At 73.5% G+C, this 14,896-nt stretch carries 16 protein-coding genes and 1 tRNA gene; 8 read left to right on the plus strand and 9 right to left on the minus strand.

Annotated elements, in window-relative coordinates:
• Positions 1–91: 91 nt before the first annotated feature.
• The gene (locus ACQP12_RS32355; RefSeq protein WP_433289556.1) at positions 92–817 is read left to right on the plus strand and encodes a hypothetical protein; all 726 of its coding nucleotides are present in this window, start codon (positions 92–94) and stop codon (positions 815–817) included.
• Between the two features lie 12 nt (positions 818–829).
• On the opposite strand, the gene ACQP12_RS32360 is transcribed toward ACQP12_RS32355, so the two are convergent.
• A complete protein-coding gene (locus ACQP12_RS32360; RefSeq protein ID WP_433283832.1) occupies positions 830–2,641 on the minus strand; it encodes a hypothetical protein in 1,812 nt (603 codons plus the stop codon).
• A gap of 210 nt (positions 2,642–2,851) precedes the next feature.
• Here ACQP12_RS32360 and ACQP12_RS32365 point away from each other — a divergent pair, with 210 nt between their 5' ends.
• On the plus strand, positions 2,852–3,562 hold the full coding sequence (locus ACQP12_RS32365) for a class I SAM-dependent methyltransferase (protein WP_357944497.1): 711 nt from the start codon (positions 2,852–2,854) through the stop codon (positions 3,560–3,562).
• 39 nt (positions 3,563–3,601) lie between these two features.
• Here the strand turns inward: ACQP12_RS32365 and ACQP12_RS32370 are convergent, their stop codons facing one another.
• Positions 3,602–4,135: a YbhB/YbcL family Raf kinase inhibitor-like protein gene (locus ACQP12_RS32370; protein ID WP_357944494.1), complete on the minus strand. Its 534-nt coding sequence runs from the start codon at positions 4,133–4,135 to the stop codon at positions 3,602–3,604.
• Between the two features lie 127 nt (positions 4,136–4,262).
• Here ACQP12_RS32370 and ACQP12_RS32375 point away from each other — a divergent pair, with 127 nt between their 5' ends.
• Positions 4,263–4,712: a hypothetical protein gene (locus tag ACQP12_RS32375; protein ID WP_433283835.1), complete on the plus strand. Its 450-nt coding sequence runs from the start codon at positions 4,263–4,265 to the stop codon at positions 4,710–4,712.
• A gap of 221 nt (positions 4,713–4,933) precedes the next feature.
• Here ACQP12_RS32375 and ACQP12_RS32380 read toward each other — a convergent pair.
• Positions 4,934–5,022, minus strand: a tRNA-Ser gene (locus tag ACQP12_RS32380).
• A 97-nt stretch (positions 5,023–5,119) separates the two neighbouring features.
• On the opposite strand from ACQP12_RS32380, the gene ACQP12_RS32385 reads away from it, so the two are divergent.
• Positions 5,120–5,659 carry an AAA family ATPase gene (locus tag ACQP12_RS32385; RefSeq protein WP_433283837.1) on the plus strand — a complete coding sequence of 180 codons (540 nt, stop codon included), beginning with the start codon at positions 5,120–5,122 and terminating at the stop codon, positions 5,657–5,659.
• A gap of 9 nt (positions 5,660–5,668) precedes the next feature.
• Entirely contained in the window at positions 5,669–6,643 is a 975-nt protein-coding gene (locus ACQP12_RS32390; protein WP_433283839.1) for an NAD(P)H-quinone oxidoreductase, read from the plus strand.
• Positions 6,644–6,647: 4 nt separating this feature from the next.
• Here ACQP12_RS32390 and soxR read toward each other — a convergent pair whose 3' ends face one another.
• Complete coding sequence (gene soxR, locus ACQP12_RS32395) at positions 6,648–7,106, minus strand: redox-sensitive transcriptional activator SoxR (RefSeq protein ID WP_357944485.1); 459 nt, start codon at positions 7,104–7,106, stop codon at positions 6,648–6,650.
• A 46-nt stretch (positions 7,107–7,152) separates the two neighbouring features.
• Here soxR and ACQP12_RS32400 point away from each other — a divergent pair, with 46 nt between their 5' ends.
• Positions 7,153–7,851: a transketolase gene (locus tag ACQP12_RS32400; RefSeq protein ID WP_433283842.1), complete on the plus strand. Its 699-nt coding sequence runs from the start codon at positions 7,153–7,155 to the stop codon at positions 7,849–7,851.
• 2 nt (positions 7,852–7,853) lie between these two features.
• The gene (locus ACQP12_RS32405) at positions 7,854–8,747 is read left to right on the plus strand and encodes a transketolase family protein (protein WP_433289558.1); all 894 of its coding nucleotides are present in this window, start codon (positions 7,854–7,856) and stop codon (positions 8,745–8,747) included.
• Positions 8,748–8,817: 70 nt separating this feature from the next.
• On the opposite strand, the gene ACQP12_RS32410 is transcribed toward ACQP12_RS32405, so the two are convergent.
• Positions 8,818–9,525 carry a glycosyltransferase family 2 protein gene (locus ACQP12_RS32410; RefSeq protein WP_091316602.1) on the minus strand — a complete coding sequence of 236 codons (708 nt, stop codon included), beginning with the start codon at positions 9,523–9,525 and terminating at the stop codon, positions 8,818–8,820.
• A gap of 241 nt (positions 9,526–9,766) precedes the next feature.
• Between ACQP12_RS32410 and ACQP12_RS32415 the strand changes: the two genes are divergently transcribed.
• Entirely contained in the window at positions 9,767–11,365 is a 1,599-nt protein-coding gene (locus tag ACQP12_RS32415; protein WP_433283845.1) for a ricin-type beta-trefoil lectin domain protein, read from the plus strand.
• 49 nt (positions 11,366–11,414) lie between these two features.
• On the opposite strand, the gene ACQP12_RS32420 is transcribed toward ACQP12_RS32415, so the two are convergent.
• The 4 genes from ACQP12_RS32420 to ACQP12_RS32435 all read right to left on the minus strand — a co-directional run bounded on the left by ACQP12_RS32420 (position 11,415) and on the right by ACQP12_RS32435 (position 14,792).
• Positions 11,415–12,023 (minus strand): hypothetical protein, encoded by a 609-nt coding sequence (locus tag ACQP12_RS32420; protein ID WP_433283847.1) that lies wholly within the window; start codon positions 12,021–12,023, stop codon positions 11,415–11,417.
• A 56-nt stretch (positions 12,024–12,079) separates the two neighbouring features.
• Positions 12,080–13,525: a sensor histidine kinase gene (locus ACQP12_RS32425; protein ID WP_433283849.1), complete on the minus strand. Its 1,446-nt coding sequence runs from the start codon at positions 13,523–13,525 to the stop codon at positions 12,080–12,082.
• Positions 13,518–14,210, minus strand: coding sequence for a response regulator (locus ACQP12_RS32430; RefSeq protein WP_433283851.1), 693 nt, complete (start codon positions 14,208–14,210; stop codon positions 13,518–13,520). The genes ACQP12_RS32425 and ACQP12_RS32430 overlap by 8 nt, the downstream gene beginning before the upstream one ends.
• A 69-nt stretch (positions 14,211–14,279) precedes the next feature.
• Positions 14,280–14,792 carry a hypothetical protein gene (locus ACQP12_RS32435; RefSeq protein WP_433283853.1) on the minus strand — a complete coding sequence of 171 codons (513 nt, stop codon included), beginning with the start codon at positions 14,790–14,792 and terminating at the stop codon, positions 14,280–14,282.
• Positions 14,793–14,896 lie beyond the last annotated feature (104 nt).

Genomic DNA, 14,896 nt, shown 5'->3' on the forward strand with positions numbered 1-14,896 from the left:
CGACCAGACAGGGGACGACCAGGTGACTGCGGTGCTGCCGGGGCGGGACGTCGCCACCCCGTTCGCCCCGGTCACGGCGACCCTGCGCGCCATGTTCGGCACCGACGACCTGCCCGGTCTCGCGCCGGGCCTGCTGGTCACCGACGGCGCGCCCCGCTGGATCCCGGCCACCCGGCTGGTCGACGGCACCCTGCTTCCCGATTTCCTGCGGGCGGCGGGCCGGCGCTGGGGCGGCACCCCGCACGCCTGCGCGGCGCTGGCCTGGAAGTCCTACAGCTACTGGACGGCGCTGCCGGCCGTGCTCGGCTGGGCCTCGGCCCGGCGGGTGCCGCTGCTCGACCCGGCCGACGTGCTGGTCCACTTCGAGGATCACCACCAGCTGCTCACCCTCGGCCTGCGCAGCTCGACCAGGGTCGCGGTGCTCCCCGGCGACCCGCTGGCGCTGGCCGGCGACCCGGGCGTCCGCGTGGTCGACGACGAGGCCGCGCTGCTCGACGCGCTGCGCGCCACGCTGCTCGACGCCCACTTCGCCCCGCTGATCGCGGCCATCCAGGGCGAGGTCCGGATCGGCACCCGTACCCTGCTCGGCTCGGTCGCCTCCGGCATCGCGCACGGCATCCTGCGTGCCTCCGACGCGCTGCCCGGCTCCTCCACCGCGACCATCACCACGCTGCTCGACGCTCTCGACCTGAGCGATCTGGTCGAGCTGGTGCCGGGCCCGGCGGGCGAGCCGACCGTGCAGCGGCGCACCTGCTGCCTGGCCTTCACCCTGCCCCGGCCGAAGGTCTGCCAGGGCTGCTGCGTCCGCCAGGCCTGAACCGCCCCCGGTTCAGTCGACAAGGGGACGTACGTCCCAGAGCCAGACGCCGCCGGTGAAGGTCGGTGTGATCCCGGTCAGCTCGGTCATCCCCCGGTAGAGCGAGCCGGCCTGCGCCAGCCGCGGGTCGAGGACCACGGCGCCCGCCCGCCAGTACCGCAGGTCGTCGACAGCGGCCACCCGGTCCTGCGGGGTGATCGGCGGCACCCCGTCGGTCTTCCGGATGGTGGTGAAGAAGGTGCTGGTGGGGCGGGGTGGTGCGGTGAAGAGGGCGACCCGGCCGGCGCCGGGCCGGGTGTCCGGATAGAGGAAGTAGCCGCGGGCCAGTGGCATGTCCAGCCGGGTCTCGGCGGACCAGCGCAGCGGGACGGCGTACGTGGTGTCGGGCAGTGGGAGCGTGACGATGCTGCGCCCGCCGGCCACGTAGGGCCGCCAGGCGCCGGAGGTGACGAAGGTCGGGGTCGGGTCGAGGCGTACCGAGGGCAGCGGGGTGGGCAGGAGCGGCAGCAGCGCCATGGTGAGCACCGTGGCGGTGGCGAACCGGATCTGCCTCCGGGAGGCCGGGTGCCGCCCGGCCAGCCGCCGGACGTGCTCGGCGCCGAGCGCGAGCAGGATGCCGACGATGGGGGTGAGCGCCAGCGACCACCGGGTGGGCACCACCGAGTGCAGGATCGGCAGGTGCTCCAGCGCCGCCCAGGGGCCGGGGATGCCGGTGTCCCGCCCGTCGAAGCGGATCTCCCGGCCGAGCGAGAACAGCACGAAGACCGCGCCGACGGCGGCCAGGCCGAGCACCACGACGTTGCGGCGCAGCCACCAGACCAGCGCGACCGCCAGGACGGCGAGCGGCCAGCCGAAGAAGGCGTTCTCCTCGGTGGCGTTCTTGGCCAGCCAGACGCTGCCGCGCGCGTCGCCGGCCAGGGACTCCCGGGACCAGGCGACGTAGGAGGCCAGGTCGGTGCGGTAGCCCCGGATCAGCGTGGAGAGCCCCCGGTAGGCGCCGGGCCCGAAGAACTGCACGGCGAGCGGGTACGCCAGCAGCACCCCGGAGAGCACGGCGGCCACCGCGAGCCCGGCGACGAAGGGTCGGGCCGCCGCACGCAGTTCGGGCCGGCCCAGGGCGAGCGCGAGCACCACGACGCCCAGGCCGATGGCGGTCATCAGCAGGATCTCCAGGTTGAGGAAGGCCTGCCAGACGATCAGCACGCCGAGCAGCAGGCCGTTGCGCAGCCAGCGGCCCGGCTCGGTGAGGCGCAGCGTCCGCCACACGATCAGCGGCACCACGAACTGGCTGACGATGTTCGGGTGGGCGTTGGCGTGGGAGACCATGGCCGGCGCGAACGCGCAGAAGCCGGCCCCGAGCCAGGCCGGGCCGCGGGCGCGGATCAGCACCCGGGAGAGGACGAAATACCAGGCGGCGCCGGTGGCGGCCATTCCGAGGGTGAGAAAGAGCAGGAACGACCAGCGTGGCCCGAACAGGACGGTGACCGGCGTCATTGGCAGGGAAATGGATAATACGGACGTATTGGCCATCAAATTGACGCCGTCCGGAACATTCATCCGGTCCGAGGTGAACGGATAGGCGAAATCGGTCACGACTCGCGCACCGTGCGCCATCATCCACTCGAACTGCGCCTGATCGGTGCGGTTGTCCCGGACCCCGTTGGCCGGGTCCAGCCAGAGCCGGGCGGTGATCCAGAAGGCGAGCAGCACGAAACTGAGCACGGCGACGACGTCGACCCACCTGCCCAGCCCCGGCCGTCCGCCCTCGTCGGGCCCGTCCTCGGTGGCACCACTCGGGGCGGCGTCCGATTCAGGAGTAGTCATGACAATTCAGAGCGTAGTCAGGGTATGGCAGGGCCGTGACATGTTTCGGGGTACTGGCGTACTATGTGCCGGGTTCGCCGACCGCCGATCACGTGCCCACCCCCGACCGCAATTCGGCCACCCCCGGTGCCCCGATTCCCCCGCCGTCCATCCGGATGGTTGACTCTGTCGGTCCAGGCGCGGGTCAGTCATATCGTGAGGAATCGACGCATGGCAGATATCACTGGGGATCAGCGCGTCCAGTCGGAGGTGCTCGAGGGCCTCGCGACGGCCGTCAACCACCGTCGCTGGTTCGTCGAGCTCGCCGTGCCCTACCTCGGTGACAACCCCATCGAGATCGGCAGCGGGCTGGGCGACTACGCCCTCGAGTGGGCCGAGCACCTGCCCCGGATCACGGCCACGGAGGCGGACCCGGACCGGCTGGTCCGGCTCAAGGAGCGGCTCGCCGAGCACCCGGCCATCGAGGTCCGGCAGATGCTGCTGCCGCACTCCGAGCGCGGCGACTACAGCGCGGCCGTCTCGTACAACGTGCTGGAGCACATCGACGACCACGTGGGCGCGCTGCGCAGCATGCGCGACCTGGTCCGCCCTGGCGGCGCGGTGATCATCATCGTGCCCGCGTTCCAGTTCGCGATGAGCCCGGCGGACATCGCCACCGGCCACGTCCGGCGCTACACCAAGAAGAGCCTGGCCGCGGCGATGACCGAGGCCGGCCTCGCCGTGGAGAAGATCCACTATGCGAACGCGCTCGGCCTGATCGGCTACTTCATGGCCACCAAGGTCTTCCGGCTCATGCCGAAGGAGGGCCCCATGGTGAAGGTCTACGACACCCTTGTCCTCCCGGCCACCAAGGCCGCCGAGCAGCGGCTCCGGCCGCCGTTCGGCCAGTCGGTCTTCGCGGTCGCCCGCGTCCCGAACTGACCGGAACGGGGCCTCCGCGGGTGCGGAGGCCCCGTCACCTCACTCCTTGATCTGGTACGTCGGGCGGATGACCGCCCGGGCCAGCGTGTGGAAGGCCAGGTTGAACCCGACGTACGCGGGGCTGGCGCCCCTGCCCACGTCGAGCCGCTCCACGTCCACGGCGTGCACCGCGAAGACGTAGCGGTGCGGACGGTCGCCGGCCGGCGGGGCGGCGCCGCCGTAGCCGGTGTCGCCGTAGTCGTTGCGGATGCTGAACGCACCCCCGAGGTCGCCCTCCGCGACCGCGGTCGGCAGCTCGGTGACCGAGGCGGGCACGTCCACCAGCACCCAGTGCCAGAAGCCGCTGCCGGTCGGCGCGTCCGGGTCGAAGCAGGTGACCACGAAGCTCTTGGTCTCGTCCGGGAAGCCCGACCAGGCCAGGTGCGGGGAGACGTTCTCGCCGCCGGCGCTGCCGTGCGCGTACCGGGCATCCATCGGCTCGCCGTTGTGCACGTCGTCACTGGTCAGGTTGAACGACGGCACCGTCGGCAGCAGCTCGTACGGGTCCGGGGCGATCGGTCGTTCCAGGCTCATCGAAACGGTCCTTCCGGGTGCGCGCGAATGTCCTGCACCTTCATACCCCCTCCGCGGCCCGGATCGAACCGGAAGCGCCCGGTGTCCGGTCCCACCGGCCCCCGCCGACCGTGACTACACTGTAGTCATGACTAGTCCACGGAGTGTCCGCTTCGACGAGGGCGTCCTCGCTCGCCTGGACCGCTACGTGCGCGAGCATCCCGGCTCCTCGTCCTCGGCGGTGGCGAACATGTTCGTCGACGAGTCGCTCCGCACCTACGAACATCCCGGGGTGGTCTTCCGGGCGGGGCCGGCCGGCCGGCGCGCCGCCCTGAACGGCGGCCCCGACGTCTGGGAGGTGATCGACGCCCTGCACGCGGTGCGCGCTGAATCCCCCGACCTGCAGGGCGAGGAGCTGGCCGCGGAGCTAATGGAGGTCACCGGGCTCGGCCGCGAGCAGATCGGGACGGCGCTTCGCTACTACGCCACCTACTCGGCGGAGATCGACCTGCTCGTCAGAGCGAACCACGAAGCCGCTGAGCGGGAGGAACGACTCTGGCAGGCGGAGCAGGGCCTGCTCGGGCGCCCGCCGGCATGACGCGACTGCTTCTCGACGAGATGTATCCACCGGCACTGGCCCGCAGGTTGCGGGACCAGGGCCACGACGTGCTCGCTTCGTCTCGGCGCGGCGCTTCCCCCGGACCCGTGCCGGCCTGGTCCGGTTGGCGTCCGCGCTCGACTCGATGCTCGCCGCGAAGCGACTGCCCGGGCCGGACGGTGTGACCTGGCTCGACCGAGGGGTGAGCGGCCGGTCAGGGGCGGAGGGTGTGGGATTCGAACCCACGAAGGACATCGCTGCCCTTACCGGTTTTCAAGACCAGCGCCATCGGCCACTAGGCGAACCCTCCCTGCCACGTCCCCGACGGGGTACGCGGCCGTGCCTAGTCTGCCACGGCCGGTGAAACCGGCGAGCCGCCGTCCCACCCCTGCTGTCAGGATGCTCCCGTGTGGGAAACCCCGGCGGTGGTGCTGATCAGTGGAATCATGGCGGCCGGCAAGTCCACTGTGGCCGAGCTGCTGGCCCGGCGGCTGTCCCGCGCGGTGCACCTGCGCGGTGACGTGTTCCGCCGCATGATCGTCAGCGGACGGGCGCAGATGACCGCTGAACTCACCGACGAGGCGTGGCGGCAGCTCCGGCTCCGCTACGACCTCGCCGCGTCGGCGGCCGACCGCTACGCCGCCGCGGGTTTCACCGTGGTGCTCCAGGACGTGGTGCTCGGTCCGGAGCTGCCGGCGCTGGTCGAGCGGATCCGGCACCGGCCGCTGGCCGTGGTGGTGCTCGCGCCCCGCGCCGACGTGGTCGCCGCGCGGGAGCGGGACCGACCCAAGCAGGGGTACGGCGACTGGCCGGTGGCCGACCTGGACGCGGACTTCCGGGCCACCACGCCGCGGATCGGGCTCTGGCTGGACACCTCGGCGCAGACCCCGGAGGAGACGGTGGACGAGATCGTGGCCCGGGCGTGGACGGCCGGCCGGATCGGGTAAGACTGGTTCATGCACGCGATCACGATCCCGAAACCCGGTGGACCCGAGGCGCTCGTCTGGGCGGCGGTGCCCGACCCGGAGCCCGGCCCGGGTGAGGTGGTGGTCGAGGTGTGCTCCAGCGCGGTGAACCGGGCCGACCTGCTGCAACGGCAGGGGCACTACCCGCCGCCGCCGGGCGCGCCGGCGTACCCCGGTTTGGAGTGCGCCGGGGTTGTCGCCGCGGTCGGGCCGGAGGTGACCGGCTGGGCGGTCGGCGACGAGGTCTGCGCGCTGCTGGCCGGCGGCGGGTACGCCGAGCGGGTCGCGGTGCCAGCCGGCCAGTTGCTGCCGGTGCCGGCGGGGGTGGACCTGGTCGACGCGGCGGCGCTGCCCGAGGTGGCCTGCACGGTCTGGTCGAACGTGGTGCAGCTCGCCCGGCTGGCCGAGGGCGAGACGCTGCTGGTGCACGGCGGCGGCAGCGGGATCGGCACGTTCGCCATCCAGCTCGGGGTGGCGCTCGGCGCGACCGTGGTGGTGACCGCGCGGGGCGCGAAGCACGAGCGGCTGCGCGAGCTGGGCGCCGCCCACACGATCGACTACGCGGAGCAGGACTTCGCCGAGGAGGTGCGCCGGTTCACCGACGGCCGGGGCGCCGACGTGATCCTGGACATCATCGGCGCGGCCTACCTGCCGGGCAACGTGGCGGCGCTGGCCACGGGCGGCCGGCTCGTGGTGATCGGCATGCAGGGTGGCCGCAAGGGCGAGCTGGACCTGGGGATGCTGCTGGCGAAGCGCGCCTCGGTGCACGCGACGGCGCTGCGTTCCCGCCCGCTGGCGGAGAAGGCGGAGATCGTGCGGGGTGTCCGCGAGCAGGTGTGGCCGCTGGTCGAGTCGGGGAAGGTCCGGCCGATCATCCACGCCCGGGCGAAGATGGCCGACGCCTCCGACGCGCACCGGCTGGTGGAGACCAGCGACCACGTGGGCAAGGTGCTGCTGGTCCGCTGACCGGTCAGGCGGTGCCCGTCCCGGGGCGGGGAAGCATGAGCCGGGCGCCGGAGCCCTCGGCGGCGAGCGCGTCCCCCGGGTTGTAGAGGGTGCAGCGCTGCAACGACAGGCAGCCGCAGCCGATGCAGCCGTCGAGGTCGTCGCGGAGCTTGCCGAGCAGCCGGATCTTCTCGTCCAGCCGGCTCCGCCAGGCGCGGGAGAGGGCGGCCCAGTCGTCCGGGGTGGGCGTCCGCCCCGACGGCAGCGACTCCAGCGCCTCCCGGATCTCCTCCAGGGAGACGCCGACCTGCTGGGAGATCCGGATGAAGGCCACCCGGCGCAGCTCGGTGCGGGCGTAGCGGCGCTGGTTGCCGCCGGTCCGCTCGGCGCGGATCAGCCCGAGACGCTCGTAGTAGCGCAGCGCCGAGGGCGCCACGCCGCTGCGGTCGGCGAGCTGGCCGATGGTCAGGGTTGCTTCATGCATCACAGGGCCTTGAGTTGAAGTGCGCTTCAACTCCGAGGCTATCCGCATGACGACGACGACCGCCACCGACCCCGCCGTGCTGCGGGCACTGCTCGACCGGGTACGCGCCGGTCGCGAGTTCGGCCCCAACGTGTACTCGACGCTGGACGTGCTCCAGGTGCTCTACGACCGGGTGTTCCGGATCACCCCGGAGACCGTGGACGACCCGGACCGCGACCGATTCCTGCTCTCCAAGGGGCACGCGGTCGCCGGCTACTACGCGCTGCTCGCCGCCCGGGGCTTCGTTTCGGTGGCCTGGCTGGACGGCCAGGGCGGCCCGGAGAGCCGGCTCGGCGACCACCCGGACCGGCTGCTGGTGCCCGGGGTGGAGATCGGCTCGGGGTCGCTCGGCCACGGCCTCGGCCTGGGCGTGGGCACCGCGCTGGGCCTGCGGGCCCAGGGCCGCACCGGCCCCCGGGTGTACGTGCTGCTCGGCGACGCCGAGCTGGACGAGGGCTCGAATCACGAGGCGATCGCGTACGCGGGCGCCACCGGCCTCGGCAACCTGACGGCGATCGTGCTGGACAACCGGTCGGCGAGCCACGGCTGGCCGGGCGGCGCGGCGAGCCGGTTCACCGTCAACGGGTGGACCGCCGCGACCGTCGACGGCCGGGACCACGAGGCCCTGCACACCGCCCTGTCCGGGCACGACCACCACCGGCCGCACGTCGTCGTCGCGGTCGTCACCGACGGGGAGTGGGCATGACCATGCGCGAGACCTTCGTGACCGCGGCCGAGGAGGTGCTGGCCGACCCCCGTACCACGGTCGTGCTCGCCGACATCTCGGCCGCCGCGTTCGCCCCGGCCGCCGCGCGCTACCCGGGCCGGGTCGTCAACGTCGGCATCCGGGAGCAGTTGATGGTGGGCGTTGCCGGTGGGCTGGCGCTGGCCGGGCAGCGGCCGATCGTGCACAGCTACGCGCCGTTCCTCGTGGAGCGGGCGTACGAGCAGATCAAGCTGGATCTCGACCACCAGGGGGTCGGCGCGGTGCTGGTCAGCGTCGGCGCGTCGTACGACCGGGCGGCGGCGGGGCGGACCCATCTCGCCCCGGCCGACGTGACGTTGATCGACACCTTGAACGACTGGACGGTGCACGTGCCCGGCCACCCGGACGAGGTGCGGGGGCTGCTGCGCGACGCCGTGTGCGGGCGGGGATCGGCCTACCTGCGGCTGTCCACGCAGACCAACGCCCGGGCGTACCCCGAGGCGGGTGACCTGCGGGTGATGCGGGACGCCGGGCCGGGCGCGCCGCTGCTGGTGGCGGTCGGGCCGCTGCTGGACGCGGCCCTCGCGGCGGTGGCCGACCGGCCGGTCACGGTGGCCTGGACCCACCGGCCGCGCCCGTTCGACACGGCCGGGCTGCGGGCGCTCGCCGGCACCGAGGTGATCCTGGTGGAGCCGTACCTGGCGGGCACCTCGGCCCGGGTGGTGGGCGCAGCGCTGGCGGACCGGCCGCACCGGCTGCTGACCCTCGGGGTGGGGCGGTCGGACCTGCGCCGCTACGGCACTCCCGAGGACCACGACCGCTGGCACGGCCTGGACGCTGCCGGCCTGCGCCGCTCGATCGACGCGTTCCTCACCCCGGCCCGGGCCGCCGCCTGACCGAGGAAACGACGGGACCCCGCCTCGCCGGCCTGGGCCGGGGGTGCGGGGTCCGTGTCGTGCGGGGGCGTCAGCGGGCGGCGGGGCCGACCGGGCGGCGCCGGGCGCGCTCGCGGGCCAGGATCCAGATCGCCTCGACGCCGTCCTTCCAGGTGATCTTCTTGCCCTCCTCGCGGCCCCGGGCGCGGTAGCTGATCGGGACCTCGTAGGGGCGGATGCGCTGGCGGAGCAGCTTGCCGGTGACCTCGGCCTCCATGCCGAAGCCGCGCGAGCGGACCTGCAGCGAGCGGTAGAGCTCCAGCGGCATCAGCTTGAAGCAGGTCTCCAGGTCGCCGATGTACGAGTTGTAGAGCACGTTGGCGGCGAGCGTCACGCCCTTGTTGCCCATCACGTACCAGAAGCTGTAGGAGCTGTGGCTGCCGAAGGTGCGGTTGCCGTAGACCACGGTGGCCCGCCCGTCGAGCACCGGCTCGAGCAGCCGCGGGATGTCCTGCGGGTCGTACTCGAGGTCGGCGTCGAGGATGACCATGTACTCACCCTCGGCGTTGTCGACGGCGGTCTTGATGGCGGCGCCCTTGCCGGCGTTGCGCTGGTGGGTGATCACCCGTAGCCGGGCGTCGTCCACCCGGCCGAGCACCTCGCCCGTGCCGTCGCGGCTGCCGTCGTCCACGACGACGAGTTCGATCTCGCACGGGTAGTCCACCGCCAGTGCCTGCTTGAGGGCATCCGCGATGCGTTCTTCCTCGTTGTAGACCGGCATGAGGATCGAGAGCTTCACGGGGGTTCTCCACGGTGGCGACGGCAAGTCGGGCCTAGCCTAACCCGGCTGCTCGCCGAGGTCACCACAGCCTGCCCCCGGCCTGGCCGGACACCCCGGCGCCGCCCGCCCGATCTGCCGGACAAGTGCCCTTCCGCACCCGGCCGCAACGTTTCCGAGACGCATTCACATCCTGCGACGCGGCGGTTACCTTCTGGTAACTCAATCGACACCCCGCGATTGAGGCGAAAGGAGTGCGTCGATGTCTGGTACCCCCACCAGGCGCGCACGGACGACCCGACGCCGCAGCCTGGCTGTCCTGTCCGCCGCCGCCCTCGCCCTGCCGATGCTGGTCGGACCGGCCGCCACCGCGGCCGCCGCCGACCGGCCCGCCGTCCAGCCGCTCCCCGCCGCGCTGGAGACCGTCCGCGCCGCCGAGGCCACCGCCCTCTACGGCTCCCCCGACATCCGGCCGCTCGACCAGCGGCGCACCGCCCTGATCACGATGGGCGACAGCGAGATCTCCGGTGAGGGCGTCGGCAACTACGTGCCCGGCACCCACACCGACGGAAACTGGTGCGACCGCTCGTACGACCAGGCGGTCTTCCGCACCGGCATCCCGGCCGACCAGAAATACAACCTGGCCTGCTCGGGGGCGACCCCGTGGAACCTGATCGCCGGCGGCCCGACCCAGCACAACGAGCTGAACCAGGGCGACCAGTTGGCGATCAAGGCGCGCAACACGCACGTCCGGCTCATCTGGGTGGTGGTCGGCGCGAACGGCGACGGCACCATCCAGTTCGGGCCGGTGGCCACCGACTGCGCGATCCGCCGGGTCTTCTTCCAGGGGGCGTGCTGGCCCACCTACACCGACCAGTGGACCATCCGCACCGACGGCAGCCGCCTCGCGGTGGAGGCCGCCCTGAACTCGATCCGGCAGACCATGACCGCCGCCGGCTACCTGCGCTCCGACTACGAACTGGTCCTCATGTCCTACCCGAGCCCGGGCAGCCCGGACGTGGAGGACAACCCGAACTTCCCCGGCTGGTACTCGGGTGGCTGCCTGCTCTACCTGGCCGACATGGCGTTCGCGCGCAACAAGGCGGTGCCGATGTTCGAGTCGGCGCTGCGGGCCGCCGCCACCAACACCGGCACCCGCTACCTGGACGCCAGCCGGCTCTTCCACGGCCACGAGGTGTGCACCGACAACACCTCGGTCCGCGGCCTCTACATCGAGGTCGGGATCTGGGACGAGAACGCGGCCCGGCAGTCGTTCCACCCCAACTACCGCGGGCACGGCATGTTCGCCCAGTGCGTCACCCAGTTCTGGAACGCGGGCGCCCAGCGGGCCACCTGCGTCGACCCGGCCAGCACCGGGCAGGGCGGCCTGGTCGACGGGCTGCTGGAGTTCCGGCAACTGCGCAACGCGGCCACCGGGACCTGTGTGGACGGTAAGGGCTACGACTCCCGCAACGGCACGGTCCAGCAGTCGTACGCCTGTCACGGCGGCCGCAACCAGGGCTTCTGGTACGACCCGGCCCGGCAGTCGCTGCACTCCGAGCTGTCCCACGACCGCTGCCTGGACGTGAGCGGCGGCAGCCTCACCGCCAACACCGCGGTCAACATCTACGACTGCCACGGCGGGGCCGACCAGAGGTTCGTCTTCGCCGGCAACCAGCTCAAGCCGGCCGGCGCGACCAACCTCTGCGTCGCCTTCGACAACCCCTGGCTGGGCACCCCGCGGCTGCGGCTGGCAACCTGCTCGTCGAGCACACGCCAGCAGTGGTCCTTCGAGTCCCGGTCCTTCGCGAACCCGGTCGGCTACGGCCACGACGACTTCATCGGGTCCCGCGTCTACTGAGGAACGGCACCGGGGCCGGCGCGGTGGCGCCGGCCCCGGTGCTCCCGCCTCACTTCTGCTTGAACGGGACCACGATCAGCCGGGCCACCCCGTTGTCGCCGTCCTTCGCGCCGGCCACGCCGACCGTCGTACCGACCTTGATGTCGCTGGACTGCACGGTGGTGCGCCGCTCGACCACCCGGAGCTTCTCGTCGAAGGTCCACGTCATCGAGAAGCCGTCGGTCGACTTCACGGTCATCGACTTCGCGTCGATCGCGGTCACCTGGCCGCGCTGCACCGCGACGGTCTTCGTCCCGCCGTCCTTGGTCTGCACCACGACCTCGCCGTGCAGGGTGTTCTTCCGCAGCAGCACCCGGGCGCGGTGCCGCTTGCGCCACTCCTGCGCCCGCTCGCCCCGCTTGCCCTGCGGGCCGGCCTGCTCGCCGGGCGCGCCGGAGGCCGAGGGCGCCGGGGCGGCGACCGGGTCGACGTCCAGGTCGCCGGCGTCGACGCCGAGCGCGGCCAGCGCCTGGCCGTCCGCGCCGAGGGCGGCGGCCACCTCGACGGCGGTCTCCTTGGCCGAGTCCTGGGCGACCTGGGCCGGGCCGCATCCGGCGAGCCCGAGCGCGGCTGCGGCGAGCAGCGCGGTGACGCCGGTGACGATTCCCTGACGTGCCATCAGTGTTCCTCTCGTCCGTGGTGCCGTCAGCCTCCCCCGCGCACGCGAGCGGATCGTCAGGCCGATGTTCGGGTCAGGTAAGGATCGCCGGGCAGCCGGACCGTGAAGGCCGCGCCGCCCTCCGGGGCGTGCCCGGCCGTGATGTCGCCGCCGAGCCGCCGGACCAGCCCGGCGGCGAGCGCCAGTCCCAGGCCGCTGCCCACCTTGCGGACCCCCCGGTACCGCTGGTGCAGCGCGCCGCGCTCGAACGCCACCGCCAGGTCGTCGTCGGTGAAGCCGGGTCCGCCGTCCCGGACCTCGACGAGGCCGCCCGCCGCCGGGTCCGCGCCGGCCGGCCGGACCGCGAGCACCACGGGCGCCCCCGGGGGTACGACCCGCAGCGCGTTCTCCAGCAGCCCGTCCACCACCTGCCGGATCCGCCCCGGATCGGTGTACGCGGGCACCGGCCCGTCCGGCGCTTCCACCCGGAACGGCACGCCGACCGCCGCGCACCGGTCGGACCAGGTGCGGGCCGCGTCGGCGGCGAGCCGGGTCAGGTCGACCGGCCCGGGTTCCAGGGGGAAGTCGGCGGCCTCCAGCCGGGCCAGCGCCAGCAGGTCGCTGACCAGCCGGTCCAGGTGCTCGGCCTCGGCGAGCACGGTCCGGCCGGTGGCCGGCACCCCGTCGGCGTCGATCACCCCGTCGGCCAGCGCCTCGGCGTAGCCGCGGATGGCGGTGAGCGGGGTCCGCAGCTCGTGCGAGACGGAGAGCAGGAACTCGCGCTGCCGTCCCTCGCTCGTGGCCAGCGCGGCGGCCAGCCCGTTCAGCGCGTACGCCAGGTCGGCCACCTCGTCGGGCGGTTCGACCGGCACGCGGACCGCCCGATCCCCGGCGCGCAGCCGCGCGGCGGCGGTGGCCGCGCTCCGGATCGGCCGGGCCAGCCGGCGGGCCAGCAGCAGGCCGGCGGCCACCCCGGCGGCGAGCCCGGCGAGCATCGGCAGCCAGAGGCTGAGCAGCACCTGCCGCCATGGCCCGTTCCGGGTCGGCCGGGCCAGCACGACACCGTCCCCGCCGGGCAGCGCGCGCCCCTCGACCAGGGCCCGTTCGCCGCCGACCAGCCGGCGGCCGGAGACGTCCCGGCCGGCCGCCACCCGCTTCACCACCTGCGGGGGCAGGCCGGCGTGGTCGGCCTGACCGGCCCGGATCAGGTACACCTGGATCTGCTGCTGGCGGAGCTGGCGGATGAGCCGGTCCCCGGCATTGTCCCGTTGGCGCACCGCGCGGACCCGGAGCACGTCGGCGGCGAGCCGGGCCTGGGCGGCCAGGGCCTCCTGGTCGCGCCGCTCCGCCCCGCGCACCGCGAGGGGCACCGCGACCAGCGCGGTGACCAGCACCGACACCAGCGCCACCGCGCAGGTGACCAGCACCGCGCGGGCGGTCAGGGTGTGCGCGAACCGCCGCCGGGGTGGTGCCGGCGGCCCGGACCCGATGACCGGCAGCGCGACCGTGGGCTGTTCAGGCATCGGCCGCGTACCCGACGCCGCGGTGGGTGCGGATGACGCTGGCCGGGCCGAGCTTGGCCCGGACCTGCGCCACGTGCACGTCGACGGTCCGGGTGCCGGCGTGTGCCGCGTACCCCCAGACGCCGGCCAGCAGCTCCTCCCGGGTGAAGACCCGGCCGGGCCGGGCCATCAGGTGGGCGAGCAGGTCGAACTCGGTGGAGGTGAGCTGCACCGGGGCGCCGGCGGCGGTGACCGTGCGGCGGGCCGGGTCGAGGGTGACCGCGCCGATCACCCGGGGCTGCTCGGCCGCGGCGGGCGCGCCGGCGGTGCGGCGCAGCACGGCCCGGACCCGGGCGACCAGCTCGCGCGGGCTGAACGGCTTGGTCACGTAGTCGTCGGCGCCCAGCTCCAGGCCGACGATCCGGTCCACCTCGTCGTCGCGGGCGGTGAGGAAGATGACCGGCGTCCAGTCGCCGGCCTCGCGCAGCCGCCGGCACACCTCGGTGCCGGCCAGGCCGGGCAGGGCGATGTCGAGCACGCAGGCCACCGGGCGCAGCCGCCGCGCGGCGGCCAGCCCGGCCGCCCCGTCCCGTTCCAGGTGTACGCCGAACCCGTCCCGGGTCAGGTAGAGCCGGACCAGGTCGGCGATGGCCGGCTCGTCCTCCACCACGAGGACGAGCCCGCGCGGCGCGGCGTCGGCGGTCACCGGCCCATGATTACCGACCGGGGGCCGGTCGGGCGGCCGGCGGAATGTTCGGGTTCGGTAAGGAGCCGGTCAGCGGACCGTCGCGGGACGCAGCACGGCCGTGCGGGTGGCGGCCGGCGGCTGGCCGATGGTGGCGACCAGCCGCTCCGCGGGCGTCCGGAGCCGGGTCCGGAAGGCGTGGTTGAGCAGGGTGTCGAGCTGCCACACCTGCTTCGGGTGGTGGGTCCGGATGAGGAACCGCTCCCGGACCCCGTCGATCGCCGTGGCCGCCAGCTCCAGGCTGTGCGACCGCGGGTCGGGGCTCCAGGTGACGTTGCTCAGCTCGCGCAGCTCGGTGTTGAGGTGCAGGCGCAGTCGGTGCAGCACCCGGGTCTGCTGGGTGACCACCAGGCGGCGGTGGGTGAGCAGCATGAGGTAGTCGCCGCCGATCGGGTGGTCCGGGCGGCTGCAGCGGGTGACCAGGATGGTCGCGTCGCCGGAGCCGACGCACCGGCGGAAGACCGGCATGTGCCGGCTGACGGTCTGGGTCGCCAGGCCGGTCTCGGCGGCGGCCGGAAGGAACGTTCGCGAGAACACGTCCATGCAAGATGCAACGAGCAGGCGAGCAGGGGTGATATGGGTCACTCCCGATTTCTGGAACTTCCACCCGTGCAAATCGCACCGCCGGTGCGACATCCGCTCCGGCC

The organism is Micromonospora sp. CA-244673, assembly GCF_050948395.1.
Lineage (GTDB): Bacteria > Actinomycetota > Actinomycetes > Mycobacteriales > Micromonosporaceae > Micromonospora.